22 protein-coding genes are annotated in these 26,139 nt (G+C 53.9%); 13 read left to right on the top strand and 9 right to left on the bottom strand.

Going from position 1 to position 26,139, the window contains the following annotated elements:
• The first annotated feature begins 177 nt into the window (after window positions 1-177).
• The 5 genes from WJU16_RS10385 to WJU16_RS10365 all read left to right on the top strand — a co-directional run bounded on the left by WJU16_RS10385 (window position 178) and on the right by WJU16_RS10365 (window position 8,072).
• Window positions 178-3,642: a SusC/RagA family TonB-linked outer membrane protein gene (locus WJU16_RS10385; protein ID WP_341838248.1), complete on the top strand. Its 3,465-nt coding sequence runs from the start codon at window positions 178-180 to the stop codon at window positions 3,640-3,642.
• Between the two features lie 12 nt (window positions 3,643-3,654).
• Complete coding sequence (locus tag WJU16_RS10380; RefSeq protein WP_341838247.1) at window positions 3,655-5,109, top strand: RagB/SusD family nutrient uptake outer membrane protein; 1,455 nt, start codon at window positions 3,655-3,657, stop codon at window positions 5,107-5,109.
• A gap of 83 nt (window positions 5,110-5,192) precedes the next feature.
• Window positions 5,193-6,383, top strand: a complete 1,191-nt coding sequence (locus WJU16_RS10375; protein WP_341838246.1) for a thioredoxin family protein — start codon at window positions 5,193-5,195, stop codon at window positions 6,381-6,383.
• Window positions 6,384-6,618: 235 nt separating this feature from the next.
• Window positions 6,619-7,206 (top strand): RNA polymerase sigma-70 factor, encoded by a 588-nt coding sequence (locus WJU16_RS10370; RefSeq protein ID WP_341838245.1) that lies wholly within the window; start codon window positions 6,619-6,621, stop codon window positions 7,204-7,206.
• Between the two features lie 53 nt (window positions 7,207-7,259).
• Complete coding sequence (locus WJU16_RS10365) at window positions 7,260-8,072, top strand: alpha/beta hydrolase family protein (protein WP_341838244.1); 813 nt, start codon at window positions 7,260-7,262, stop codon at window positions 8,070-8,072.
• Between the two features lie 105 nt (window positions 8,073-8,177).
• Here WJU16_RS10365 and WJU16_RS10360 read toward each other — a convergent pair whose 3' ends face one another.
• Window positions 8,178-8,759, bottom strand: coding sequence for an RNA polymerase sigma factor (locus WJU16_RS10360; RefSeq protein ID WP_341838243.1), 582 nt, complete (start codon window positions 8,757-8,759; stop codon window positions 8,178-8,180).
• A gap of 363 nt (window positions 8,760-9,122) precedes the next feature.
• Between WJU16_RS10360 and WJU16_RS10355 the strand changes: the two genes are divergently transcribed.
• The 4 genes from WJU16_RS10355 to WJU16_RS10340 all read left to right on the top strand — a co-directional run bounded on the left by WJU16_RS10355 (window position 9,123) and on the right by WJU16_RS10340 (window position 12,190).
• Window positions 9,123-10,259, top strand: coding sequence for a FecR domain-containing protein (locus tag WJU16_RS10355; protein WP_341838242.1), 1,137 nt, complete (start codon window positions 9,123-9,125; stop codon window positions 10,257-10,259).
• 147 nt (window positions 10,260-10,406) lie between these two features.
• Entirely contained in the window at window positions 10,407-10,577 is a 171-nt protein-coding gene (locus tag WJU16_RS10350; protein ID WP_341838241.1) for a phosphatidate cytidylyltransferase, read from the top strand.
• A gap of 60 nt (window positions 10,578-10,637) precedes the next feature.
• Complete coding sequence (locus WJU16_RS10345) at window positions 10,638-11,243, top strand: hypothetical protein (RefSeq protein ID WP_341838240.1); 606 nt, start codon at window positions 10,638-10,640, stop codon at window positions 11,241-11,243.
• 5 nt (window positions 11,244-11,248) lie between these two features.
• A complete protein-coding gene (locus WJU16_RS10340; RefSeq protein WP_341838239.1) occupies window positions 11,249-12,190 on the top strand; it encodes an alpha/beta fold hydrolase in 942 nt (313 codons plus the stop codon).
• A 337-nt stretch (window positions 12,191-12,527) separates the two neighbouring features.
• Here WJU16_RS10340 and WJU16_RS10335 read toward each other — a convergent pair whose 3' ends face one another.
• Window positions 12,528-13,532, bottom strand: coding sequence for an AraC family transcriptional regulator (locus WJU16_RS10335; protein ID WP_341838238.1), 1,005 nt, complete (start codon window positions 13,530-13,532; stop codon window positions 12,528-12,530).
• Between the two features lie 65 nt (window positions 13,533-13,597).
• Entirely contained in the window at window positions 13,598-14,506 is a 909-nt protein-coding gene (locus WJU16_RS10330; protein ID WP_341838237.1) for a bestrophin family ion channel, read from the bottom strand.
• A gap of 73 nt (window positions 14,507-14,579) precedes the next feature.
• Between WJU16_RS10330 and WJU16_RS10325 the strand changes: the two genes are divergently transcribed.
• The 3 genes from WJU16_RS10325 (at window position 14,580) to WJU16_RS10315 (ending at window position 16,625) form a co-directional block, all read left to right on the top strand.
• A complete protein-coding gene (locus WJU16_RS10325) occupies window positions 14,580-15,152 on the top strand; it encodes a Crp/Fnr family transcriptional regulator (protein ID WP_341838236.1) in 573 nt (190 codons plus the stop codon).
• Between the two features lie 71 nt (window positions 15,153-15,223).
• Entirely contained in the window at window positions 15,224-15,664 is a 441-nt protein-coding gene (locus WJU16_RS10320) for a carboxymuconolactone decarboxylase family protein (protein ID WP_341838235.1), read from the top strand.
• Between the two features lie 109 nt (window positions 15,665-15,773).
• Entirely contained in the window at window positions 15,774-16,625 is an 852-nt protein-coding gene (locus WJU16_RS10315) for a dienelactone hydrolase family protein (RefSeq protein ID WP_341838234.1), read from the top strand.
• On the opposite strand, the gene WJU16_RS10310 is transcribed toward WJU16_RS10315, so the two are convergent.
• Window positions 16,626-17,102 (bottom strand): hypothetical protein, encoded by a 477-nt coding sequence (locus WJU16_RS10310; protein ID WP_341838233.1) that lies wholly within the window; start codon window positions 17,100-17,102, stop codon window positions 16,626-16,628.
• Between the two features lie 160 nt (window positions 17,103-17,262).
• On the opposite strand from WJU16_RS10310, the gene WJU16_RS10305 reads away from it, so the two are divergent.
• On the top strand, window positions 17,263-17,691 hold the full coding sequence (locus WJU16_RS10305; protein WP_341838232.1) for an SRPBCC domain-containing protein: 429 nt from the start codon (window positions 17,263-17,265) through the stop codon (window positions 17,689-17,691).
• Here WJU16_RS10305 and WJU16_RS10300 read toward each other — a convergent pair.
• The 5 genes from WJU16_RS10300 to WJU16_RS10280 all read right to left on the bottom strand — a co-directional run bounded on the left by WJU16_RS10300 (window position 17,682) and on the right by WJU16_RS10280 (window position 26,130).
• Window positions 17,682-19,493: an alkaline phosphatase gene (locus WJU16_RS10300; RefSeq protein ID WP_341838231.1), complete on the bottom strand. Its 1,812-nt coding sequence runs from the start codon at window positions 19,491-19,493 to the stop codon at window positions 17,682-17,684. The two genes, WJU16_RS10305 and WJU16_RS10300, sit on opposite strands and share 10 nt — an antisense overlap.
• 71 nt (window positions 19,494-19,564) lie before the next feature.
• Window positions 19,565-21,079 (bottom strand): RagB/SusD family nutrient uptake outer membrane protein, encoded by a 1,515-nt coding sequence (locus tag WJU16_RS10295; protein WP_341838230.1) that lies wholly within the window; start codon window positions 21,077-21,079, stop codon window positions 19,565-19,567.
• A 21-nt stretch (window positions 21,080-21,100) separates the two neighbouring features.
• Window positions 21,101-24,478: a TonB-dependent receptor gene (locus WJU16_RS10290; protein ID WP_341838229.1), complete on the bottom strand. Its 3,378-nt coding sequence runs from the start codon at window positions 24,476-24,478 to the stop codon at window positions 21,101-21,103.
• A 120-nt stretch (window positions 24,479-24,598) separates the two neighbouring features.
• Complete coding sequence (locus tag WJU16_RS10285; RefSeq protein ID WP_341838228.1) at window positions 24,599-25,492, bottom strand: FecR domain-containing protein; 894 nt, start codon at window positions 25,490-25,492, stop codon at window positions 24,599-24,601.
• 65 nt (window positions 25,493-25,557) lie between these two features.
• Window positions 25,558-26,130 carry an RNA polymerase sigma-70 factor gene (locus WJU16_RS10280; RefSeq protein ID WP_341838227.1) on the bottom strand — a complete coding sequence of 191 codons (573 nt, stop codon included), beginning with the start codon at window positions 26,128-26,130 and terminating at the stop codon, window positions 25,558-25,560.
• Window positions 26,131-26,139 lie beyond the last annotated feature (9 nt).

The raw sequence follows: 26,139 nt of genomic DNA, 5'->3' as shown, positions 1-26,139 counted from the left end.
GTACCAGCTCCGGTTGCCAGGGCGCAACAAATGTTCCGTTGAGAGAAAATTTATTTATCACCCAAAATCAAATGTATGATTTTAAAAGCCAGGTGCCAACACCGGCAGGGTAATCCGTACCCTCCAGATTGTACCACCTCCCGTCTGATGCTACCCGGGAGCAAAATGTGGAAGATTATGAAACTAACCGCTGTGTTTATGCTGACGGCGTGTATTACGGTCAGCGCCGGAACTTACGGCCAGTCTGTCTCTCTTTCCGTAAAGAAAGTATCGCTCGGCAGGCTTTTCAATATGCTGGAAAAGCAAACGGGGTATTCCTTCCTGTATTCGCGGGAGGACGTCCACCAGCTGGAGGCAGTGAATCTTGAACTGAACGGGGCGGATATGCCCACTGCGCTGCGCGCTGCTTTCCGTGACCAGCCGCTTACCTATTCGATTGTAGAAAAAGTGGTAATCGTGAAGCGGAAGCCGGTTGCCTATGCTCCTCCCGCCACCATGGAAGCTTTGAAGCCCGTGGTGCTGGAAATCGGGGGGACAGTTACAGATAACGAAGGCACTCCGCTGCCGGGGGCTTCCATCCAGATCAAGGGCACTAAACGCACCGCGGTGTCTGACGCCGTTGGTAAGTTCGTGATTTCCGCTGACGCGGGAGATGTGCTGGTGATCCGGTATGTAGGGTTTAGCGAGAAGGAAGTGAAGGTAGGGCCGGAGACGACGCTCAACATCAAACTGGAACAGCTGCCTTCGCGCCTGCAGGGTGTTTCCATCGTGAGCACTGGCTACGCGACATTGTCGAAAGAACGTGCGGCAGGATCGTTTTCAAATATCGGCGCCAAAGACCTGGAGAACAAAATGCAGACCAACCTGACAGAAAGGCTGGAAGGTTTGGCGGCGGGTTTCACCTACTACAAGGGAAATGCGCAGATCCGTGGGGTATCTACTATCCGCGCCGAGAAAGCGCCCTTGTATGTAGTTGACGGAATGCCGTTTGAGGGAAATATCAATGTAATCAATCCGAACGATGTATCTTCTGTGACGATGTTGAAAGATGCATCCGCCGCATCAATTTACGGAGCTCGGGCGGCAAATGGTGTTATCGTTATCGTTACAAAAAATGGTAAACCCGGCCCGCTGTCGGTAAATTATACTAACTCGTTCAGAGTAACGCCGTTGCCGGACAGGAGCTACATGAACCGGATGTCCAGCGCTGAGTTGGTGAATTTTCAGCGGGATGTTTTTCAATATTGGTCAAATGATCCTGCTGGTCTCGACCAGCGGAAATTCATCAATGATGTATACCGGCTGATGTATGCCCATAAGGCAGGTAAACTTACCGATGCCGAGTTGGAAAAGGAGTTGGATACATATCGCCACCTCGACCGGTACGACCAGGTGAAGGATGAGTTCCTGCGTAACATGGCCCTTGTTCAACAACATAATCTTTCACTTTCCGGCGGTACCGAAAAGCACCGCTATAACCTTTCTGTAAACTATTTAAGGAATAATCCTTACGAGAAGATTCAATCGAACGACCGATTCGGTTATAATCTCAAGAACATGTTCAATCTGAACAAATGGCTGCGGTTGGATGTGGGCGTATTGGGAAGCCATACCCGTGCGGACTATGACAACGGGTTCAACGGATACAGCAACCTGAATGGCGGCCGTGCCAGCTATTACATGATTCGCAATGCGGATGGTACGCCTGCACAATGGTATGGCCAGAAATCCCAGTTCGAAATCGACCGGCTTATAGCACGCGGTTCGCTGGATGAAACAATGTTCCCGTTGAATGAAGTGAGCCAACAGCACTACATCAACAAATCCAACTACCTGAATCTTAATGTGGGTGGAAACATCCGCCTGATGCAGGGGCTTTCGCTCGATGTGCGTTACCAGAGCGAGCGGACCGAAGGGCTGAGCAGCCAGTTGTACCGCCCTGGATCCAATTATGTGAAAACAATGGTGAATGATGCCACCACCAGCACCGGCGGTATTGATACCATGTGGATCCCCAACGGTGGGCAATTCAGCGAAGAACGTACGGCCCTCAATTCCTATACCCTCCGCGCTCAGTTGAATTTCAACAAGATTTTCAGCCGCGACCATGAAGTCTCTTTTATCGCAGGTACGGAGCGCCGCCGCGTCCTGGCTACCGGAACGGACATTTACAAGTATGGCTATGATGAATTCTCCCTGGTTTATAAACCTATCGATGAATCAAAACTGGGCAGGCCTTTACAGAAGACACAATCCGTCTTTAACAATTTCACCTATACCAGGAAAGAGCGTGGATTTTCCGAAGTGGAAAACAGGTTTGTTTCTTTTTATGGCAACGGCTCCTACACCTATAAAAGAAGATGGACTGCCTCTGGTTCCATCCGCATGGATCAGAGCAACCTTTTTGGCACAGATCCCAAATACCAATATCGGCCGCTTTGGTCGGCGGGCCTTTTGTATGTAGTTAGTGAGAATGACCTGCCGTGGCTAAACCGCCTTGCCGTTCGGGGAACATATGGTGTGAACGGTAATATTGCCAAGGATGCCGGACCTTACATGATTACGCGCGACGAAACCAATCCGCATTATTATACGAACGAGCTACAGTCCTCCGTATCATCTCCCCCGAATTCCGGCCTCCGCTGGGAAAAAACCAATGTGGTGAACTTCGGGATTGACTTTAACGTACTCAATGGCCGGCTTACCGGTTCTATGGATTTCTATAATAAGAAGTCAAACGATCTGCTGGGGAATCTGCAATCTGACCCCACCATCGGCTGGTCTACCATTCTCGTGAATTATGGTGAGATGTACAATAGAGGGGTGGATGTTTCACTGACCAGCGTAAATATCCGGACAAAAGACTTCCGTTGGTCGAGCACGTTCAATTTCAACTATAACAAAAATGAACTGACGAATCTCTATATCTCCGCCAACGATGTTAGCAGCCATTTAGTTTCGGCTCAGAACAGACTGGGTATTCCCATGCAATCGTTGTACAGCATCAGGTATGCCGGTTTGGATGACAAAGGGCGCCCGCAAGCTTTTACTAAAGACGGGAAAATTGTAGCGGACGCCACGCAGTTGAAGGTAGACGATTTGGTATATTCCGGTACGACGGTTCCGCCCTATTCCGCTTCACTTCAAAATAATATCCGTTTCAAAAACTTCGAGTTGTTTGCGATGTTCATGTATTATGGTGGACACAAGATGCGCGATGTTGTCGCGCCGTTCCTCACCAAACTTCCGGAACTGAACTACACGACGAACATGGATCGCCTTGCGATGAATTATTGGAAGCAACCGGGCGATGAGGCCAACCCTGATTTGGCGCCTGCATTTATTTCACAACCGTCTTCCAACCTCACGATGGTATACGAAGCCGCTGATAAACATATTTCCAGCGCCAGCTACATCAAACTGCGCGACGTCACGCTGAGCTACAACCTCCCTTCGGCGCTGCTGCAAAAAGCGAGTATGAAGGCGTTACGTATTAGTTTCCAGATGCAGAATATTTGGAGATGGTCCGCCAATTCCCAGAAACTTGATCCTGAAGTGTGGTCGGGAAGCGGGCTTGGAAGCGCTTCAAGAGGGATTCTCGTACCGCCTAGCTATACGCTCGGAATTAACCTTAACCTTTAAACGCTGGTAACAATGACGAAACGAATTATATTATCCATATTTACCGGGGCGGTGTTAGTATTAGCCTCCTGCAACAAATTCCTGGATATCACACCGAAAGGATTTACCATTCCGGAGAAATTCGGTGACTATGAGAAATTGCTGAATAACCTTTCACTTTCCCGCGCAGTTTCCGCGTACCCGAATTATCTGACAGACGATGTGCAGGCCGGGCTTACCAATGACGTGAGCAAATCGGCAGGATTCAACCGTTACCCGGCATTCAAGCAACGGCTGTACCGCTTCGACGGCGGTCAGATTATGGATATGGGAGCGCAGGATTCGCAATGGGAACCCTCCTATCAACACATTTATGTCTATAACACGGTGATCAACAATATCATGGACGTGACAGACGCAACTGATAAGGAGAAGCGCCGGGTGCGCGCTGAAGCGCTTGTCGGCAGGGCATTTGAATATTTGTTGCTCGTAAATCTGTACGCTAAGCATTATGATCCGGCTACCGCTGCCACGGATTATGGTGTACCGATGGTATTGTCGGAAGACATCAATGTTCCTTACGAAAGGGTAAGTGTCGCCGCCGTTTACGATCAGATAAAGAAGGACCTGGATATGGCCACACCCGACCTGGCAGAGAAGGTGCCCAATAATTTCCATCCCCTTAAAAGCGTAGGTTTTGCATTTCTCAGCCGCATGTACCTCTATATGGGTGACTATGAAAAGGCACTCCTGAATGCAAACGAAGCCCTGAAAAGAAATGCGACTTTGATCGATTATAAAAACTATGTCAATATTGAAGGAACGACTTTTGGCAGGGTTTGCCTTCCGGCTGACAGTACTGGGTTCCCCAATGCAGACCTCAATCCCGAAAGCGTTTGGGTTCGCCTGGGCAGCTCCAGTAATGGTACTATTCATGGAGAAGTATACGCACCGGACGACCTGATCGCTACCTATGCGACTGATCTTGCTCCCGGAGCAACAGACATGCGCTTCCAGTTGTTTTTCTGTCATGGCAGTTCGAAATTCGGGTCTGGTTCATCTGTGAAGTTTCCCGGCAGGGAATTGTGGGCGCCGTACATAGAATTCAATACCGGCCTTAGTTCGCCGGAAGTGATTCTCATCGCCGCGGAGTGCGAGGCCCGCATAGGCGATAAAAACAAGGCGCTCGCGCATCTCAATACCCTTCGTAATATGCGCATTAAAGGCAACCAGCCCGTTTCCGCCGCTACAAAAGACGATGCACTGCGTATCGTACTCGATGAGCGCAGACGCGAATTGCGCTTCATCGGTGCCAGCAGACTGATTGATCTGAAACGCCTCAACAGGGATCCTCGTTTCGCCAAAACCGTAACGCATAAGCACGAATCGGAAACCTGGACACTTGCGCCGAACGACAACCGGTACATCCTCCCCGTTCCGCCGCGTGTACTGTCCATGAATCCTGGCATCCCGCAATACGAAAGATAAAGCCAGCCATTCTTTACCACGAATGACAAACCCATACAACCCAGTGGCGCCGGTAAGGCCGGCGCCCTTTTTAAAACATCATCATGAAACCATTCTTACTGATTTGCGCCCTCTTCGCTGCTTTCACCGCCAAATCCCAGGACGGCATCCAGTTCGGCACCGCCTCCTGGAACGAAACGCTCGCGCAGGCCGCAAAAGAAAATAAACTCGTGTTCCTCGATTGCTACACCTCCTGGTGCGCACCTTGCAAATGGATGGACAAAAACGTGTTTGTGCTGAAAGATGTGGCGGACTTCTACAACGGCCAGTTCGTGAACACGAAAATCGATATGGAAAAAGGCGAAGGACCTGAACTGCGTAAAAAGTACAATGTGCAATCTTACCCTACATACCTGTTCATTAACGGTAAAGGAGAAGTGATCCACCGCAGCGGCTCCCGCATGTCGGCCGAAGAGTTCCTGGAAGAAGGGCGCATGGCCGCCGATCCCCAACGCAATACCGCCGCCCTCGCTAAACGGTATGCAGACGGTCAGCGCGACGTCCCTTTCCTCCTGAATTACTACCTCGCCCTCAACCGCTCCGACCGGCAAACCGCCGAGAAAGTAGCGGGAGAGATTACAAGCAAAATGACCGACAGCACTCTGGGCACGCCCCTGGGCTGGAAGGTGATTAAAAACCTGGCGCGCAGCAGTAACGATAAGCTGGGGAAATTTTACCTGGCGCATCAAAACGACTTCAAACACTTCGCACCAGCGGAAGAACAAAGCGCGCTGACCGATCGCCTGCTATCCAGCACCTTGTACCAACATATCTACGCGGGCCGCGAAGCCGAGTTTTACGAAGGACTGAAACATTTCTCGAAATCGTCATCCAAAGACCACCAACAGCAGGCCGTGATGCTGGAAGCAGAGTTCCTGCTCCGGGAGGGCCGCGCAAAGCAATATGTCGCGCTCACCGATAAGGCGATGAAAGGGGTATTTAAGAACGACGCGGAAAAACTGAGCTTTCTGGCCCGGCGCATCAGCGGAAAGAAGGAAATCGACGAGAAAATGAAACCCTTCCTGCCGCAGGCATACAAACTGGCGAAGAAAGCCGTGGAAATCGCTCCGGAAGAGTACAGCGTGCAAAGCACCTTCGGCTGGATCTGCCTCTCTCTGAAGAATAAGGAAGAAGGCCTGAAAGCCGCGCAGAAAGCGCGTTTACTGGCCGACGCTGAAACATCCAAAATCCAAAAACTTGCACAGGAACTGGTGGATGAATTCAATAAAATATAAACATAACGGTTGATAATTATATGCGATTACAGGGCCCCGGACTTCTCCGGGGCCCTTCCCGTTCGCGCCCGTCTACGAATTCCAGTCGCTGAAAATAGTTGGATTTCGGACAATCTGTTAGTCATTGTGCCCGGGCCGCTTATCCCCGAAAAGCGCCGGGAATGCAGTCCGGGAGCCATACGGTTGTGTATCCGGGTTACTTATTTGGCCGAAAAACCCGTACTTTTATAGTTTAATGCCGGCATATTCGACATATACGGATGAGCAGTTATATGAATTGCTGCAGGGGGACGATCAGGATGCATTTACCGTAATCTACCAACGCTACTGGAAGGGGCTCTACCAGCGGGCAAGCGCCATGCTGAGCGACGGCCAGCTGGCACAGGACGTAGTGCAGGAAGTTTTCATCTCCCTTTGGAACCGTCGTGCCGACGCCCGTATTGAAAAACTTCAGGCCTACCTTTACCAGGCCGTCCGATTCCAGGAACTGAAAGCTTTGCACCGGCTGCAGTCCGACGCCGCATTCTACGACCGGCTCGCCTCCATCACCCAGGACATGATCGATCACGAACCGCTGCTTTATAACGAAATGGAGCGGATCATCCGCAACGTGCTCGACCGCCTGCCCGAAGACCAGCGCCGGATCCTGCACATGAGCCGGGAAGAAGGGCTTACCTATCGCCAGATCGCTGAAAAACTGGGTATCTCCATCAAAACCGTGGAAAAGAAAATATCCCTTTCGCTCCGTGCCATCCGCAAAGGGATGGACGGCTCCTTCCCCGTTTTGCTCACTATGGCGGCCGCCGGTGCGGCACATTTGTAACGGGTTTGAAAAAACCGGTTTGCTGTGTATCTTGATGGCCGCAAATACCTTTTATGAAGTCAATGTTTTTGTCCCTGACGGCAGTATTGCTGCTGGCCGTTAGTCCCGCTTTCGCGGCGAAGGTGGATACCGTACAAGTCTGGAGCGCCGCAATGAAGAAGAACATCCCGACGGTGGTGATAACGCCGGAAGCTGCCGGAGACGCGGCTTTGCCGGTGGTATACCTGTTGCACGGCTACAGCGGCAACTATGCGGATTGGGTGAAGAAGGCGCCGGCAGTGCAGGAGTTGGCCGACCGTTTCCGGATGATCATCGTATGCCCCGACGGCGGATTTGGCAGCTGGTATTGGAACAGTCCGGTGGATAAGGGATTTCAGTACGAAACGTATGTTGCGGAGGAGTTGGTGAAGTGGGTGGATGGGAAATATAAGACAATTGCCACCGCGAAAGGCCGGGCGATCACGGGGTTGAGCATGGGGGGCCATGGCGCTTTGTACCTGGCGATGCGGCACCAGGATGTGTTTGGCGCTGCGGGGAGCATGAGCGGCGGGGTAGATATCAGGCCTTTCCCGAAGAACTGGGACATGGCGAAGCGGCTGGGCGCATATGCGGAGCAGCCGAAGCGTTGGGAAGAGCATACGGTGATCAACCAGTTGCACCTGCTGACCGCGGGTGCATTGGCGTTGATGATAGACTGCGGGACGGAGGACTTCTTTTTCGGTGTGAATGAGCGGCTGCACGAAGCGCTGGCGTACCGGAATATTCCGCATGATTACCTGGTGCGGCCGGGGGCGCACAACTGGGCGTATTGGGCGAATGCGATTGAGTACCAGCTGTTGTTCATGCACCGTTATTTTACGAAATAATTTTTTACGGATAGTTTTTTGGGGTAATGAAGGAATCAATTCCGGCATTGCCCCAATTTTTATTGGAGGAAGTTCCCTGGGAGGAAGAAGTACCGCGGCGATGCGTTACCACATGGTAACGAAAACGGCGGCGATGAGGATGCTGGTCAATTTGGATTTAAGGATTTGTTTGGCGTAGCGGAGGTGGGTTTTGATGCTTTGTTTGCTGATACCCATTTTGAGAGCGGCTTCCTGGTAGGAGAGCTCCTGCTGGTAAACGAGCTCCATGGCGCGTTTGCGTTGCGGGCTGAGGGCGCTGAGCCAGGAGACTACTTTGTTTTCTTTTTCCTGGGGGGTGGCGTTGTTGTTGTAGGACTCCGGGAGGGAGACGTCTTCTGCGGCGGATTTATTGTAGTATTGAAAGACTTCGTCTTTTTGCTGTTGCATATCTCTTTTGCGGATCACGCCAAGGCATTGGTTTTGAACCATGCGCATGAGGTACCATCGGATATCGCGGATAGACTTCCAAAGCTGCGGTTTGTTCAGCAGGGTGGCGAAACAATCCTGCACTACATCGGCTGCATCGTCCCTGTCGCGCATGAAAGTGTATGCGATAGTGAGCATCGAGGGAGCATACTTCTTATAAGCCTGGTCAAAGGCTTCCGCATTTCCCTGCTGCAGTTGCTGAATAAGTTCTTGGTCCTCCACGGTTGCAGATTTTTTAAAGTAACAGTATCAGAAATTGTTTAACCCCTGTCTCGCCATTGCGGCGCTGCGATACTGTCTTAAGCATGGATATAGAGAAAAAAAGCGCAGTTCAAAAAATGTATTCCAACGCAGTTGTAAGGTGGACATGGTCTCTGCTCTGCTTAAAATTCGGTAAAAAGGGCACTAGAAGTCGTTATGTAATTGTTAACGATTTGGGTAAAAGCCCAACAGTCGTAGCCGTTATGCACCCGATTACCGATACTCTCGCTATATTTACGGCTTCGTTGGCCGGATGGATTTATTTTCACGCCATTTCACCCTTCATCCACCCACCTGCATCTATTAACATAGACTAAATCTTGCATGGAAGATAACATGTATACACGATGGCTCCTGGTTCGCAGGATACTCGGGCAGATTACGCCCGGGGAATCGCTGGAATTGGACGCCATCCTTGAGTCAGACCCCGATGCCCGCGCACTTCGCGACGAACTGCAATCCATCCCCCCGGAAGAACTGCAGGAAGCCTTCTCGTCGTTCGACGTGCACACCGGCCTGCTCGATGTATACGACCGCGAACAAGATATGCGCCGCCGCCGCCGCAATACCATCGTCCGCTCCATCCTCGGCACCGCCGCCGCCGCCCTCGTCGCAGGCGCAGTCTGGTTCACCTGGCTCTCGCCCGGCACCCAAATCGAACAAGCCCCGCTCGCCACCGGCAACCCCGACGGATCCGCCTCCCTCGTCCTGGAAGACGGTACCACCATCTCCCTGGCAGACACCGGCCTCCAGAAACACAACGGAACAGCCGCCAGCTTTACCAATAATAACCGCGTGCTCGAACTCGGCGGCGACCAGTCCCCCTCCGAAGGATGGACCACCCTCGTCGTCCCCGCTCGCCTCGACTACCAGGTGAAACTCTCCGACGGCTCCACCGTTTGGCTCAATTCCCGCTCCCGCCTCCGGTTCCGCTTCGAACAGGGCAAACAGCGCGAAGTATTCCTCGAAGCCGGCGAAGCCTTCTTTAAAGTGCAAGGGGACGCTAAAAATCCTTTCACCGTTCACACCCCCGAAGGGGACGTCCTCGTCCTCGGTACCGAATTCAACGTCAATACGTATTCCGAAAAACGAATGGTTGCCTCCCTCGTCAGCGGTAAAGTCGCCATCCGCCACGGCGTCGACCGCATCGAGCTACACCCCGGCCACCAGGCCCTCGTCAATGCCGGAGAAACCATCACGGTCGAAGACTTCGATCCCGCCCGCACCCTCAGCTGGCGCGAAGGCGTCCATTATTTCGATAACGTAGCCATCAACGAAATTTCCGTCATGCTCGACCGCTGGTTCAACGTAGACCTGGTGATCGACTCCCCCGACGTAGGCAGCCAACGCTTCGTCGGCCGGCTCGACCGGAACAAGCCTATCCAGGACTTCGTAAACGCCATCAACCTCACCGGCGAAGTCACCTTCTATTGGAAAGGCAATAAACTCCACGTAAAGTAATCCGCCTCCAAACGTACATAGTTGTTGAATACCCGGTAGTTATGTGGAATTTCTTCCCCCAAACCATTCTTTCCTGCCCAAACATTTCCCGTAGGTAGCATGTTCTTTCATTCGGCATAGATTATGTTCCGCAATAAAAAAAAACATATGAACAGATACCTCACACTTTCCGCTATCGCATTCCTCACCATCTCCCTGTCCAGCTGCGAAATCGTAGGCGGCATATTTAAAGCCGGCGTTTGGACCGGGCTTATCCTCGTTGCCCTCGTCCTCGGCCTTATCATCTTCCTCTTTACCCGCGGTGGCCGGAAAGATTGATCTTTCCCGCATATCGGTTAATTTGCATCCGGCAACGGCACGCCCGCTGCCCGGATCACCATGAAAAACATATATCTCTTTTGTCTTGTTTCCCTGTACGCCTGCCAGCCTGGCGTTTCCAGTAAGGAACGGAATACCCCGGCCCAAACCGATTCCCTGCCGGTAATCCCTGCGGATACCGCTAACCAGGCCCCTCTGCCCGTGACCAGCGCCGGAGAAGCCATTGGCATTTCCGGTGATTTTAACGGCGACGGCGTCATTGATTCCGCCTGGCGCGAATTGGTGAAACGTTCCTCAGGCCCCGACGAGCCCGACTTCTTCGCCCTGAAATTCAATACCACCGCTATCCCGGGAATAGACAGCATCGCCGGCCATTTCCGTATAATCAATGAAGGCGATCTCAACGGCGACGGCCTTCCGGAGATATCACTCTTCCAAAGCCCCCTCCATGGCACTGTTCATTACATGACAACCTGGACGCTCACGCCCGCAGGTTGGAAAAGCATCGCTGGCCCCTGGTTAATCCCTGCCGCCGGGGAATACCAGTCGGATGCATCCCTTCAAAACCGCATCGTACTTGAAAATGATACCGTATATTTCTGGCAGGAAGACGTGAACGATGATCATTTCACCTTGCAGAAAAATGTGCTCCCACTGGAAAAATAAACCGCATGACGCGTAACCGATTCTGGAAAAGACTGGCCTGGTTCGCGGGCGTCTTCTTCCTGCTGCTCAACCTGTTCTGCGCCTGGCACGCCTGGAAATTCACGCATTTTACCGATACCGCCGCGCCGCGTACAAATCCCAACCGCCTCTCCGCTTTCGGGAAGCTGAAGACCGTGGTGCTCGGGGTGGATAATCCCCGGCCGGTGAACAAAGGAGTACCGCCCGTTCCTTACGAAACGATTACGCTGCAAAGCGACTTCCCGCTGGAAGCGTGGCTTGTCCGCACGCCGCATGCAAAGGGTACAGTGGTGCTTTTCCATGGTTATAGCGGCAAAAAATCCAGTATGATCGACCGGGCCATGATCCTCCGGGGGTTGGGTGTAAATACCCTGCTGGTGGATTTCCGGGGCAGCGGCGGCTCCGGCGGCAATTACACCACCGTGGGTTTCCAGGAAGCGCGCGACGTGAAGGCGGCGTACGATTACCTCCGAAAATCGGGAGAACCTAATATCTGGCTGCTGGGCACGAGCCTCGGGGCGGCGGCGGTGCTGAAGGCGGTGAAAGATGGTGGGGTGGAACCGAAAGGCGTCATCCTCGAAGCGCCCTTTGCCACATTGTATGAGGCTACCTGCGCCCGTTTCAGGGCCGTCAACGCGCCGGAATTCCCCTTTGCGGGCATGGTGGTGTTCTGGGGCGGAGCGATCCACGGTTTCTGGGGGTTCGGGCATCAACCGATGGAAGACGCCCGCGCGGCCAAAATGCCGGCGTTGGTATTGTACGGGGAAAAGGATGAAAGGGTGGAAAGATGGGAAATCGACGCAGTGTTCGAAAACCTGGGAGGGCGGAAGGAGCTGGTGACGTTCCCCGGCGCGGGGCACGTTAATTTCCTGTCGCGCCACCGCCCGGAATGGACGGCTGCGCTAAGGGAATTTATAAGGACAGAATAAGTTCGTACAATCCGGTTGTATGAATCATACAATCCCATTATACAAAAAGCCGGTGCTGAGCGCCGGCTTTTTTATTCCAGGTGTCTCAAGTCTAAATTTGGGGAACGGGGATTCTTGTCTGATTTCTTTGTCTTACGCTAAACTGGAGAAAAACACTAAGGGTATTGTCTCACAGTGATTTATAAATGCATTACCAGTTTTCAGGAAGAGGGCCCGGGCCGGTTCTTCGGGGTGAGTCAGCCTCAGCCAGGCGTGTCACCTTGTACCGTAAAATTGACAAAAGGAGGCCATGCGGCATTGTATGTGCCGGGCCGGAAATTGTACGAAGTGAAAAAAATCACCCTGCGCGGTGTAGTCTATTCTTTTCGCGGAATTCTTCGGGGGTGATGCCGTGTTTGCCGCGGATAAGGCGCACGAGATGGGATGCGTCGGTGAGGTTGGTGAAAGCCGCGATTTCCCAGACGAGCTCGTTGGTGGTAATCAGGCGGTATTCCGCTTCTTCCAGCCGCTTTTGGGTGAGGTACTGGCGAACGTTTTTGCCGTATTGATCTTTGAACAACTTGTTGAGCGCCATGGAGTGCGATCCTACTTTCCGGGCAATGGTGGCGGCGGAAAGGTCTTCTCCCAGATTTTCCTGGATGTAATCGCACGCGTGGAGGAGGGTTGGCGGCACCTGGCGGCGGTTGAGGAGGAGATTGAAGTACTGGGCGGTGAGCACCATCACGTTCCCCTGCAAATGGAATTCCATCATGGCTTCGCTTTGGTCGTAGCTGCGCATGGCTTTAAAAAGCTCCTTTTCGGCGTGGCCCGTGGGGATAAGGTTTTTCTGTTCCCCTTCCTGCTCTCCACGCAACTGCTTATCCACGAGCGTTTTATATGCCTCGTATTTGTTGGTGAACCGTTGCATGAAGGAATTGGAAAAGGAAATGTACACCGCAGTATAATGCGCCGGTGCGAATTCCGCACGGTTGAATGCCATGGGCGGCACATAGTAGAAAGCAAACTTCTTTTCCGGAAGCATGAGCTTCGCCGCCGAACCTTGCAGTTCGCAGGGAATATTGCCTTCAAATCCGGTGTAAAGCGCCAATAACGGGGTTTCCGTGATGGGATAAAGGTAAACGTGCTCCCGGATGTCGAAATTCAACCAGCCGATGATAAAATCATCACTGATAAATTCCTGTTTGAAATATGCGCCGAATGAACCTTCGGTATAATGCACCTTCGTTCCCGGTACGCGATGGGAGTGGTATTGGGACGGTAGCCGGTCTGAAATGGTAACGCGGTTTTTCAGATGCTCCGGGACGTCGAAATTCATGATAGCAGGACGATCTACTACGAACATAGGATAACAGTTTGGCTGAGGACTGATACCCGTAAATTACAATATTAAATCCGGATTCCGTATCCCTACAGAATATACAACTTGCCCACCGGTTCCACCGGCGAAGGCAGCGGGCTGTGCCCCAGCATCTCCAGCAGGTTGATCTCGATCGTCCGGGAGATGCTGTTCAATGGCAGTGACATGGGGTTGGTTTCGAAAGGGTCCATGATACTCAATCCGTTCTGATGGGTAACGTGGAATACGAACCCTACCGCCCAGCCGAAAAGGATCGCCCAGCCGCCGATGTTTTCTGTGAGGCTGAAGGTGGTCATCATCACGTAAAACCAGATGAAAACACGGGTAAAGAATAAGTAACTGGGTGGAAAAATCGTGTTCCGGATCCGCTCGCACATGCCTAGCTGGTCGGAAAATGCCGTGAGCCGGGAGTTGAGATCCCGGAAAAGGAAGCCGTCTACCGCGCCCAGTTCGCGGAGGGTGCGCAAATCATTGGCCTGCAGCTGCAGGATGGCGTTCGGCGCGTTCTTGCTTGCCGCCACAGCATCGACTTCATCGGGATTAAGGTACCCCTGGTAATATGTATCCCCGTCTTTCCGCAAAGCCGACTTCAATGCGTACACGAACGCCAGGTGCCGGAACACCATGCGCCGCGCCAGCGTGTACCCTTGTCCCACCCCGTCATCTTCCCCCACAAAAGCCATGAGATCCCTGGCCCAGGTGCGCGAATCATTCACCAGCGAACCCCAGATCTTGCGGCCTTCCCACCACCGGTCGTACGCCTGGTTGTTGTTGAACCCGATGAAAAATGCCAGCGCCGTTCCCAGCACCGCCGTAATGCTCAGTGGAATGGATATATGCTCCCGCAACCAGTAGGTGTCAATATAATACGCCATCGTACAAAAAACGATCATCGTTATATCCAGCTTCCAGGTCATCCGGAACACCTGTACCAGTGATAGCTTGTCGCGTAGGAGCATAATTGTGGGTTTGATTCAGGAATTACAAAATGCGGCGCCCGTTTGTTGACGCCAAAAAGTCTAATTTGCGCGAATGATATCCGAACTGACGGCCCATATCGAAAAATTCGCGCCGCTGCCCGAAGGAGCCGGCGATATCCTGCAAACCTATCTCGAACGGCGCAGCTATCGCAGGAAAGACCTGTTGCTGCGCGCGGGGCATATCTGCACGGCGAACTACTTCATCATCCAGGGCTGCTGCAGAACATTCCAGGTCACGGAAAAGGATACGGAGCTCACCAATCACTTCGCCATCGAAAACTGGTGGATCACCGATTACTTCAGCCTCGAATCCGGGAAGCCTTCGGCATACAATATTCAGGCTATTGAAGATACGGAATGCATGGTTTTGTACCGCGACCGGCAAGACGAACTTTTCGAAAAACTCCCGCAGCTGGAGCGTTATTTCCGCATCATCTCCCAACGCGCGCTGGCCGCGGCGCTGCAACGCGTGACGTATATTTTCGGGAATACAGGCGAGGAACGGTACGATCATTTCCGGCAATTATTCCCCGGCTTTCTGCAGCGTGTGCCGCAATATATGCTGGCGTCTTACCTCGGCTTTACGGCTGAGTTCCTGAGCCGGATCAGGGCGAAGCGCGGTTAGTTTTCTTGAACTGGATCAAGAAATGGAACTCCTTTTCTGCCGGAACTTTGTGTTACAAAAATCGAAACATCATGTCACAAAGAGTCAACATCCGGAAAGCCGCCCCCGCAGGATACGCCGCTGTCGTTCATCTCGAAAAATATCTCACCACCACCCGCATCGCGCCGCTGCATCACGAACTGATCCGCATCCGCGCCTCGCAAATCAACGGCTGTACGTATTGCATGGACATCCATGGGAATGATGCGCTGGCGCTGGGAGAATCTTCGCGGAGGTTGTTTACCCTCACCAACTGGCGCGAAACGGATTTCTTTACGGAAGAAGAACAGGTAATTTTAGCAGTAACGGAAGAAGTGACACTCATCCACCAGGGCCTTTCCGAAGAAACATATGCCCACGCGGCCAGGGTTTTCGACGAAGAATATATCGCGCAGCTGATCATGGCCGTGATCGTCATCAATGCCTGGAACCGCATCGGCGTGGCTACGCATTTGAAACCGGCGCTTGATTAACATAAACACAGCTATCAGGAATAACCATTAACAAACGGGCGCTTGCTGGAACAGGCGCCCGTTTCCGTTTACGGCAAAAAAATTTAACTTGATGAAAACCCTGTTGCATATGGATCAAAATATCATCGACCTTTTCGACGAATATACCCACAAGCCCCTCCGCCGCGACGAATTCATCAGCCGGCTGGCGAAGCTCACCGGTACCATGGCCGCAGCGCTGGCCGTTCTCCCGTTGCTGGAATCCAACTACGCCCGCGCAGCCGAACCGCTGCGCGACGATCTGATCGAAGAAGACGTCAGCTACCCGGGCGACGGCGTAACCATGAAAGGATATCTCGTTCGCCCGAAAGCGGGCGGTAAACGCGGCGGCGTCGTGGTAATTCATGAGAACCGCGGATTGACGCCGCACATCAAAGACGTGACGCGCCGCGCGGCCGCCGCGGGATACACCGCGCTGGGCGTGGATGCGCTGTCGGTTTTCGGCGGTACGCCCGCGAACGAAGATGAGGGCCGCACCAAAATCGGTCAGCTCGACAAGGCGCAGAATCTCAGAAACTATTTGCTTTCCCTCGAATACCTGCGGAACCGCTCCGATGCCAATGGCAAAACCGGCTGCGTAGGATTTTGCTGGGGTGGTGCGATGGCTAACCAGCTCGCCGTGAACGATCCGAAGCTGAATGCCGCCGTGGCTTTTTACGGGATGCAGGCGGATGTGGCGGATGTGCCGAAAATAAAAGCGCACCTGCTGCTCAATTACGCGGAAACCGACGAACGCGTGAACGCTGGCATCACTGCATACGAAGCCGCTCTGAAGGCGGCGGGTGTCAAATATGAATTGTACATCTATCCCGGAACGCAGCACGCGTTCCACAACGATACTTCCGCCGCGCGCTACAATGAGGCGGCCGCGAAGCTGGCGTGGGAAAGAACGTTGAAAGTGTTTAAGGAAACGCTCGCCTGATCAGGCTTTGGGCCGCCTGTACCAATACCAGGCCGTGAGCACGATGGGCAACCCCACGCACACCATGTGAATGGCGATACCCGTTAACGCACCCTGTAACGTAAGCGGCCCCTGCGGCGCCAGCGATAAGGGAACGATGAAAAAAAACATGGCCGCCCACACGAAAATGCCGTAAACGCAACCGGTGATCCAGCGATGGCCTTGCAGCAGGCTTGCCTTCGGGTATAGCCAGAAGAACAACAGGCTCCATCCGAATGCCACCAGGAAGTGAAGGAATAATCCCAACAAGATGAATTCACCACCGCCCGCAAAAGCTGAACGCCCCGCGGCCGCGCTCGCCACGTATTTGAAAACCCGGTCGGCCCGGAAATCCGTCTGGATAACCGCCGCCGTTCCGTCCAGCAACCAGACGAGGAGTCCCGCAAAAAGCGCACCCTGCAACAATCTCGTTGTCTGGACGGAAGTAGTGGTCGGCATGATTGGTGGATTTGGGGATAAGAAGATTTAGATTCTGGTTGACGATCAGCGGTATACTCAATTTAAGTTTTTCCGGCCATATGGCGATAGCACATTTATGTCGAAATAAACATTATCTTTTTAATAATGCGTATTATAGCAGCTTTCAACTTCATCCAGTATGTACAACATTGAACAAACGCAGTATGTCAAAGCGCCGGCGGATAAAATATTCGACGCGTTAACGACGAAGGAAGGTCTTTTCGAAATCTGGACCGAAAAACTCATCGTTAAGCCCGAAGTTGGGTTTATCAACGAATTCGATTTTGACGATAACTACGCCACCCGTTTCAAGGTGCTCGTGATGGACCGCCCGGAGCGCATCCGCTGGGAGTGCGTGGAATCCGACCAGGAGTGGGTAGGCACTTTCCTTTCATTCGATATCGAACAGCGGGAGAAAACCACCGCCGTCACCCTCAAACATAGCAACTGGCGCGAGCTGACGGAATTTTACCGCGCCTGCAACTACAACTGGGGATGGTTTCTTTACAGCCTGAAATTGTACTGCGAAATGGGCAAGGGTATCCCTTATCAGCGCCGTCAGTTCTGATAACGGCGCAGGATCCGCATGATCTTATGGAAGATTTCCGTGTTTTCATAAACGCCGCGGAAGTCTCCGGAATGCGGGCCATAAGCGAAAACGGGCACCATCAAGGCGGTATGGTCGTTGGTGCTGAAATGCCCGTCGACATAGCCTTTTGAGATATCGCCATCCAGGAGCGTGAGGCCGCCGGTTTCATGGTCCGCCGTCACGATCACCAAAGTTTCGCCGTTGCTGTCGGCAAATCGCATGGCTTCGCCGATGGCGCGGTCAAAATCCAGCATCTCCGAAGTGAGGTAAGGTACCGAATTCATGTGGCCGCCCCAGTCGATCTGTGCGGATTCCTCCATGATGAAGAATCCCCCGGGCCGCCGTTGCAACGACCTGATTGCGGTTCGCAAAGAACGGGTGAGGAAGTCGCCGCGGCCCTGTGCGATGCGCAGCTGCGCACTGTCGGTCAGCACCATGAATTTCCTGCTCCTGATCGTATCTGCTGCGGTGAGCTCCCGCACGATGGTGAAACCTTTTTTCCGGAGGTCTGCTTCCACCCCTTCGAAGTGTTTTCCGCCGGCGCCGATGAGCAAGCTCACAGGGCTTTCCCGCAATCCGGCCGCAATTTCCGCGTGCCGGTCGCGCTCGGTGGTATGCCCGTAAAACGCGGCGGGCGTGGCGTCGGTCAGGTCGCCGGAGGTAATGAGCGCGCTCCTGATGCCCAGCGGCGCCGCCAGGTCGGGAATGGCCGGAATGGCCACGCCGGTATGATCCACGCCTACCGATCTGTTCTTCGTTTTTTTACCCGACGCCATGGCCGTTCCCCCTGCGGCGGAATCGGTGATGTAACTGTCGGAGGATGCCGTTTTGCTGAAGCCGATGTTCAGCATCCCGAAGAGATTCAACTGTCCGAAATTGGCGGTATAACCCGCGTACACCTGCGCCAACCCCATCCCGTCGCCAATCAGCAGGATAACATTTTTGACTTTGCTTTGCCGGTCGTTATTGCGGTAGGCGGGTTTATAAACCTTGTGCGCCGTATCCCCCTGGAATTGCGACTGTACGCGGTTGCGGAGGTATGCGGCAAGTTCATCGGTTTTGTCGGTATTGATGTAATCTACACCCAGCTTCATCATCGTCTTCCAGGCGTTTACATCGTCGGGTGTGGCCCAGAAGCGGAACTTCTTGCCCGCGGCATGCGCCTGGGCGATGACTTTCTCCATCTTCGCGAGATCTTCCGCTACAGGGATTCCTTTTCCATTCCACTGGCTATAGTTCCGGAAATTGTCGCTGATGAGCGCGACTTTGTTCAATTCTTCCGCGGCATAGGGCACGCCCGGCCGGCCGTCGAAGGCGATGCAGGACGGGTATGAAGGCCATTGCGCCTGCGGTGGACGGTTACCGCTGATGGCGAACGTCAGTTTGGGATGGTTCATCAGTTCCGGGAAATCGCGGAGCTGGCGTAGGAGTGCGTCCATCGTGGGAGCCGCTTCCGTTTTGAAATCGATCAGGATCTGCAATTGCTGTTTCGTTTCTCCGAACACGCCGGCTTTTGCACGGGCTTTTTCGCGGAGCGGTTCCAGGTAGAATTTGCGCAATGTCTTCGCAGTATCGATCTCGCCTGGCGTATGCGCCACATATAGCTCGCCGCCTTTCAGGAATACATCTGCCTCTATCGATCCGAAGTGCAGCGAAAAAGCTTTCTCGAATGGGATGGCCTGCAGGTAATCGTTGTGGGAATGCGCGTTGCCTGCGGTGTACTGCGCCTTTGCACCCGCGAGGCCGCAGCAAAGCAGGAAGCATGTGATAATGTGTTTCATCGGTCTTTTAAAAATAGCAAACTCCCGCTAATAACGGGAGTCTGCAGTAAATGGTAATATTCAGGTTATAGTTATTTCCAACCGGCGTTCTGGAAGATGAGGCCGCCGCTGTTGTCGATTTCGCTTTGCGGAACAGGCCAGATGTGGTGCTTCGCGGGATCGAAGGCGCGTGCCGGCCAGATTTCTACGCCGCCCACGCCATGAAGCGGTTGGGCATATGCGGCCTGTGCATCGCCCCAGCGTACCAGGTCGTAGTGGCGGTTCGCCCATTCGCCGGCCAGCTCCAGCCTGCGCTCTTTCTTAAGGTCGGCCAGGGTAGCGTTATGCAGATCGCCGAGCCCGGTGCGTTTACGCACTGCATTCAGTTCGGTGTCAGCATTCTTTCCCTGCATGAGCCGCGCTTCGGCCTTGATGAGATAAATCTCGGCGTAGCGCAGCAACGGCAGGCAAAGGTCCGTGGTAGGATGGTCGCCGTTGTTGCTGGCGTGGTCGCCACCGGGATAGGAAAACGGTTCCATGTATTTATTAAACTGGTAACCGCTCAGGCTGTTCAGCGAATTGTACGTCATGGAATCGCCCCAGAACTTGAAACGGTCGCCGGGCGCCAGGATGGTAGCGGCGCGGCGCTTGTCTGCCGGGTCATAGCTGTCGTACAGCTCTTTGGTGGGCATGTAATATCCCCAGCCATTGTATTTGCCCCAGCCTTTATTTTCAAGCATCACGCCCGGCAAAATGCTGCCGAAGCCGCCCTGGCCCTGGGATGTGGAGTATGCGCTCCAGATGTACTCGGAAGTCCAGTTGTTGGCAATGGTAAACACATCGGAGAATTTACCGAGCAACTGGTGGCGCCCGCTCAGGATCAGTGAATCGCAATAAGCTTCCGCTTTGGCCCAGTCTTTTTTGTAGAGGTACATTTTGGCGAGATAGCCAAGGGCCGCTGATTTGTGCGGACGGCCGTAATCCGCCGGCTTCAGGTCGGCAAACCAGGGCAGGTAGCCGGAAGCCTGTTTCAGCTCGTTTTCAATGTAATCCCAGTTGGCGGCAATATTGGCGGCCCGGGGGATAGGCTTCTCGTCGAGCGGAACATCGCGGCGTACAATAGGCACGCCCGCCTTATCGTCGGCATACGCATATGCCAGTTCAAAGTACATCAGCCCGCTCATGAAATAGGCTTCGCCAATGACGCGGCGCTTGGTCGTTTCATCCATGGTAATGGCGGGTACGCGGTTGATCACGTCGTTCGCGCGTTTGATCACCGTGTAACGCATGCGCCATTGGCCTTCTGTATATGAACCGCCAATGAAGCTGCGGTTGAAGTTCTTGATGTTGTCGCCTTCGGCTTTGATACGGCCTGTTACCATATCATCGCTGGCATTGATGAACCACCAGTACCCCCGGCCGTAGAAGTTCTCGTCGTCCATCGGGAGATACATGGCATTGGCGCCGGAGATGGCGTCCAGCTCGGATTTCCAGAAGTTGTTGGTGGTGGGTGTGCCTTCCGGCGAGATTTCCAGTTCTTTGGTGCAGGAAGTGGCCAGCCCCAGCACTACAGCCCCTGCGAACATATATCGGATCAATGATTTCATGATAGTCCGGAATTTTTTCGGTTAAAAGTTTACGTTCAGACCAACGGTTACGTTTTTCGCCTGCGGGTAACGGCCTTTGTCGATGCCGTATTCATCCAACCCCACTTCGGGATCGAAGCCTTTGTACTTCGTAAACGTGAGCAGGTTGTTGCCGGTTACGTACAGACGGATCTGGCCGATGCCGTAACGGGTCAGGATATTTTTGGGTACGGTGTAGCCGAGGGTTACGTTCTTCATCCGCAGGTAGCTGCCGTCCTCCACATACCAATCGCTGGTGGTGCCGAAGTTGCCGTTCGGGTCGCCGCCGTTGATCCGGGGGATGTTGGAATTGGAATTCTCCGGCGTCCAGGCGTTGAGGATGTCTTTCAACATGTTATAATTCTGCCCGTTGCCCGCATTCAGCGCGGTGAACTTCAGCGCGTTGAACAGCTTGTTGCCATATACGCCCTGGAAAAACACGTTCAGGTCGAAATTCTTGTACCGTGCGTTGGCACTGAACCCATACGTGAACTTCGGGAACGCATTGCCCACCACCACGCGGTCGTCGTTGGTAATCTTACCATCGCCATTGTGATCGATGAACTTCAGGTCGCCGGGTTTTGCCTTGTCCTGGATCATGTTCCCGTCTTTGTCTTTATACGCGTTGATTTCCTCCTGCGTTTTGAAGATACCGTCGGTGCGCACCACGTAGTACGAATACAGCGGCAAGCCTACTTCCTGGCGGAGCGGGGCGAGCGTGCTGCGAATATTGATATCGTTCAGCGGCATCACTTTTTTGCCGTCGTGCAGCGACAGCAGTTTGTTGTTGACCCGGGTCAAAGTCAGGCCGAGGTCGTACTGGAAATCGCCGGCACGGTCTGCCTGGAAATTCAATCCCAGTTCGAAACCTTTGTCCATCGCAACACCAGCATTCTTCCACATGCCGTCCGGCACGCCGAGCATACCCGGTACGTCTACGTGCACCAGCATGTTGTTGGTGGTCTTTTCGAAGTAATCGGCGTTGATGCTGAGGCGGTTATTGAACAGGCCGAAGTCGAGCCCTATGTTGTTGATCTTCGTGCTGGCCCATTTCAAATCTTTATTCGGCAAAGCGGTTTCCTGGTAGGTAGGTACCTGCTGCGGATCTCGTCCGATCCAGATCTGCCCGCTCGACATTGGCGCATCTACGCCGGTCGCCACCAGTGAGCCCAGGTTGCCCTGGATGCCATGGCTGAGGCGCAGCTTCAGGAAGTTGAGCCACGACGAGCCTTTTAAAAATTCTTCTTCTGTTACCACCCAACCGGCGGTGATGCCATAATAAGGCTCCCAGCGGTTGTGCTTCGGCAGCATGCTTGACCCGTCGTAACGGCCAATCAGTCCCAACAGGTATTTGCTTTTATAATCGTAGTTTACACGGCTGAACCACGACGTCATCGCCCATTTGTTCAGGCCGCTCCACGGGCGGAAAAATTTGGTAGCGTTATCGAAATACCGGTAGGAGGGCAGTTCGTTATAAAAACCCTGCGCGTTAACGCCCAGCCAGGTGCCGCGGTGCTTCTGGTGCGAGAAGCCGCCCATAGCAGTGAGGTTATGCCCGCCTTCGAACTTCCGGTCGTAGGTAAGTGTTTGCTCCGCTAGGATTTCGGTGAGGTTGTTGATATCCTGCCGCAGATCATTGTAATCGAAGATTTTCCCGATCTCCAGTACTTTGGCGTTGTACGTTTTCGCGTCGCGGAAAGATTTGGTGAGGGAGAAGTTCGAACGGAAATTCAGTCCCTTCGCGAGATTCATCTCCACGTAGGGGTTGAAGAAAATCTTCGTTTCAGGGGCGCGGGAATCGATCCGCTGCAGGTAAGCCACGGGGTTGATAACATCACCGTATGCGCCGGCGTATTGGAGCGGCAGTCCGCTGAAGGAGCCGTCGGGATTGTAAGGGCGGATATGCGGCGGGTAGAAGATCGCGGAGATGATGGCGCCGGTATAGGCGCTGGTGGTGTTGGCGCCGTTGCCGTCGGTCATGGTCAGCGCCATGTTTTCGCCGATCTTCAGCCAGGGCTTCAGCTGGAAATCGGTATTCATGCGGATGGAGTAGCGCTCGCTGTAGGTATTGAGCAAGATGCCTTCTCCCTTGCGGTACCCGAAACTGAAATAATACCGCCCGTTATCGTTGCCCCCTTTAATGTTGGCGTTGTAATCCTGGATACGACCGGTGCGGAAGATTTCGTCCATCCAGTTGGTGCGGGTGATCTGTCCATCGGGGTATTGCACCGGGTCGAACGCGGGCTGGCGGGCCTTGCCGGCCGCATCATATGCTTTGTTGGTAACGTCCGCGAATTCTTTTGCATTGAGCGGTTCCAGTTTTTTGATGGCCGACTGCCAGCCTTGCTTTACGTCCAGCTCCACAGCGGCTTTGCCCAGCTTGCCTTTCTTTGTGGTAACGAGGATTACGCCGCCGGCAGCGCGGGCGCCGTAAATGGAAGAAGCCGCATCTTTTAACACGGAAATGCTTTCCACATCATTGGGGTTGATGGGGCCTCCTGCATAAATCGCACCGTCTACCACATACAAAACGTTTTCTCCGTTGATGCCTCCCATACCGCGGATGTTCACGCGGGGATTCGCGGTAGGATCGCCACCTTCGTTCTGTACGATCACGCCCGGCGCTTTGCCCTGCAGCGCTTCGTTGAAATTGGCGAGCGACCGGCTGGTGAGCTTGTCGAGCTGTACATCGGCTACCGCGCCCGTCACTTTGGCCTTACTTTGCGAACCATAACCGATCACTACGAGCTGGTTGAGGTTGAGTGCGGAAGATTCCAGCGATATGGTGAAATCGCGCCGCGCGCCTACCACTACCTCCTGTGTGCCGTAGCCGAGCATACTTACCACGAGCGTCAGGTTGGGGGATTCGTCTACGGACAGCCGGAAACGCCCGTCTACCGAGGTGATTGTGCCCAGGGAAGTGCCTTTCACCATTACCGACGCGCCGGGAATGGGACCATTCTTTTCCGTCACCACGCCCGTCAGCGTAATCTTATCTGCCTGCACGCCGCCGTTGATGGTGACGGCGGACGGCTTTGGGCCTTCATAAATAAGGATCGTGTTATGGCGCTCTTCAAAGCGCAACCCGGAAGCGGCGAGCAGTTCCGAAAGAATGGATTCCACCGAGCGGGAGCTGTAGGAAACGGCTTTCACTTTTAAGTGGCGGAGCGCCGCTTCGTCATAAGCGAGGCGCACGGCGGCGGATTGTTCCAGTTGCTTGAGGGCGGAAGAAAGCGGCCCTGCGGCGATGTCGACTTTCTTCACGACTTTCTGAAGATCCTGCGCTGAAAGGGGGAGCGCAAGCGTAGTTACCGTGGCGGCAAGCACGAGCATGCAGGCCATAACGGTCCGTACAAAAAAATGCTGTCTGATTTTTTGCATCTTTGTAAGATTAAAGGTAATGACTGAACAGGCATAAACGCCTGTGCGATTCACATTGCGGTTGTTGTTACTTTTCGGCCGGTACTTGTTTGCAGCTTGGACCGGCTTTTTTGTCAGTGGTTAGTGGATAGTGAGTTGAGTTTTGTTCATCGTAAAAGTGATTTTTGGTTTATAACTGATTTTCTGAAGGATATCCAATACCTGCGGCAAAGGCATGGCCGCGGGAAGCCGGAGCGTGTAGCTGCCGGCGTTTGTGTTCAGCTTTGTGGAAACGGTGATGCCGTACTGGTCTTCCAGTGTCCGTATAACTTCCGCCAGCGGGGCGTTCTGGAGCAGTATTTCGCCCTGCGCCCATGCCAGGGCGTCGTGCTGCGTTATTTTCTCGATTTGTTTTCGCGGATAGGTGATGCGCTCGCCGGGCGTCAGGAGGCCGTGGCCGCTGGCTTTTACTTTGCCGGAGAGGAGCGTGATGCGGCGGTAGGCGCCGTCGCCCGGGAGCTCCGTGGTAAAGGCGGTGCCTAACACGGTAGCGGTATCAGTATCCATGATCACCGTGAAGGGCTCTTCCGGCGAAGCTTTCACTTCGAAGTAGGCTTTACCTTGTAATAACGTTACCTGGCGATGGTCGCAGGTCATTTTTGTATTGGGCCCCGCGGTCACGCGCGATTGGTCGGGCAGGGTGAAGGTGCGTACTTCGCCGGGCCTGGTGGCCAGGGTGATGGTGCGGGGCGCTTCCGGTCGGATGAGCCACGTGGCGGCCAGCGCTGCCACGCCGATAATGGAGGCCGCCACGGCCGCGTATGGCCAGATGCGGCGCTGCCGGCGGGGCGCATGCGCGGAGATGTGCCGCCACATGCTGTCGTGCAACCGGGTTTTATCTGTATCCCCCATCACCGGGTCTTCCCCGGATGCGGCCAACCCGTCGAGCCAGCGGTGCAACAGGCGTTCCTCTTCCTGTGTAGCCTGGCCGGCACGGAATTTTTCCAGTAATGCGCGTATGTCTTTCGGATCCAAGTAGAGGTGCTTTCCCAATAGACACGCTACAAAACCCAGATAACCATTGCGGCGGGAAATATTTTTTAACGGAGGATAAAGAAGAGCAGAACGGAGACGGCATGCCATTGCAGCCGGATGCGCCGCAACGCGGTGTTGATCTGGTTGCGGATGGTTTGCTCGCTGCTGCCCAGCTGTTCGGCGATCTCGGCCACGGTGAGGTGCTGGATGCGGTGCATGTAGAAAGCGGTCTTCATGCGCGCCGGCAGGCGGTCGATGGATTGCAAGAGCGCCGTTTCGGTTTCGCGGAGATGGATGGCGTCGAGCAGGGAGTCGTCGGCCGAAGCGGTGGCGGCGCCGAAGTTGCCGACGTGCTGCTGGTAGAGCTGCTCGTCGCGGATGACGTTGAGGAGGCGGTTGCGCAAAGCAGTGCGGAGATAAGCGGGCACGGAAGTGACGGAAGGGAGCTCCGAATGGCTTTCCCACAGGTGAACGAACAGGCCCTGGATGGCGTCCTGCGCGGCGGAGCCGTCTTTCAGCACTTTAACGGCGTAATGGTACAGTTCTTCCCAGTACGTGTCGAACAGTGCGCGGAAAGCGGTGTTGTGGCCCTGGCGGACCATCTCCCATATTATATCTGGCTGTGGTTGCTGCCGCATATCGGCTTC

This window comes from Chitinophaga pollutisoli (genome assembly GCF_038396755.1).
Taxonomy (GTDB): Bacteria; Bacteroidota; Bacteroidia; order Chitinophagales; family Chitinophagaceae; genus Chitinophaga; species Chitinophaga pollutisoli.
This window is presented reverse-complemented; position numbering and strand designations above follow the sequence as displayed.

What these genes read in the sequence shown, in the direction of transcription:
- WJU16_RS10305 (WP_341838232.1), top strand. Translation starts at nt 17,263, where the DNA reads ATGTACAACATTGAACAAACGCAGTATGTCAAAGCGCCGGCGGATAAA.
- WJU16_RS10310 (WP_341838233.1), bottom strand. Translation starts at nt 17,102, where the DNA reads ATGCCGACCACTACTTCCGTCCAGACAACGAGATTGTTGCAGGGTGCG.
- WJU16_RS10315 (WP_341838234.1), top strand. Translation starts at nt 15,774, where the DNA reads ATGGATCAAAATATCATCGACCTTTTCGACGAATATACCCACAAGCCC.
- WJU16_RS10345 (WP_341838240.1), top strand. Translation starts at nt 10,638, where the DNA reads ATGAAAAACATATATCTCTTTTGTCTTGTTTCCCTGTACGCCTGCCAG.
- WJU16_RS10375 (WP_341838246.1), top strand. Translation starts at nt 5,193, where the DNA reads ATGAAACCATTCTTACTGATTTGCGCCCTCTTCGCTGCTTTCACCGCC.
- WJU16_RS10330 (WP_341838237.1), bottom strand. Translation starts at nt 14,506, where the DNA reads ATGCTCCTACGCGACAAGCTATCACTGGTACAGGTGTTCCGGATGACC.
- WJU16_RS10320 (WP_341838235.1), top strand. Translation starts at nt 15,224, where the DNA reads ATGTCACAAAGAGTCAACATCCGGAAAGCCGCCCCCGCAGGATACGCC.
- WJU16_RS10355 (WP_341838242.1), top strand. Translation starts at nt 9,123, where the DNA reads ATGGAAGATAACATGTATACACGATGGCTCCTGGTTCGCAGGATACTC.
- WJU16_RS10335 (WP_341838238.1), bottom strand. Translation starts at nt 13,532, where the DNA reads ATGTTCGTAGTAGATCGTCCTGCTATCATGAATTTCGACGTCCCGGAG.
- WJU16_RS10325 (WP_341838236.1), top strand. Translation starts at nt 14,580, where the DNA reads ATGATATCCGAACTGACGGCCCATATCGAAAAATTCGCGCCGCTGCCC.
- WJU16_RS10300 (WP_341838231.1), bottom strand. Translation starts at nt 19,493, where the DNA reads ATGAAACACATTATCACATGCTTCCTGCTTTGCTGCGGCCTCGCGGGT.
- WJU16_RS10385 (WP_341838248.1), top strand. Translation starts at nt 178, where the DNA reads ATGAAACTAACCGCTGTGTTTATGCTGACGGCGTGTATTACGGTCAGC.
- WJU16_RS10370 (WP_341838245.1), top strand. Translation starts at nt 6,619, where the DNA reads ATGCCGGCATATTCGACATATACGGATGAGCAGTTATATGAATTGCTG.
- WJU16_RS10340 (WP_341838239.1), top strand. Translation starts at nt 11,249, where the DNA reads ATGACGCGTAACCGATTCTGGAAAAGACTGGCCTGGTTCGCGGGCGTC.
- WJU16_RS10350 (WP_341838241.1), top strand. Translation starts at nt 10,407, where the DNA reads ATGAACAGATACCTCACACTTTCCGCTATCGCATTCCTCACCATCTCC.
- WJU16_RS10365 (WP_341838244.1), top strand. Translation starts at nt 7,260, where the DNA reads ATGAAGTCAATGTTTTTGTCCCTGACGGCAGTATTGCTGCTGGCCGTT.
- WJU16_RS10295 (WP_341838230.1), bottom strand. Translation starts at nt 21,079, where the DNA reads ATGAAATCATTGATCCGATATATGTTCGCAGGGGCTGTAGTGCTGGGG.
- WJU16_RS10280 (WP_341838227.1), bottom strand. Translation starts at nt 26,130, where the DNA reads ATGCGGCAGCAACCACAGCCAGATATAATATGGGAGATGGTCCGCCAG.
- WJU16_RS10290 (WP_341838229.1), bottom strand. Translation starts at nt 24,478, where the DNA reads ATGCAAAAAATCAGACAGCATTTTTTTGTACGGACCGTTATGGCCTGC.
- WJU16_RS10380 (WP_341838247.1), top strand. Translation starts at nt 3,655, where the DNA reads ATGACGAAACGAATTATATTATCCATATTTACCGGGGCGGTGTTAGTA.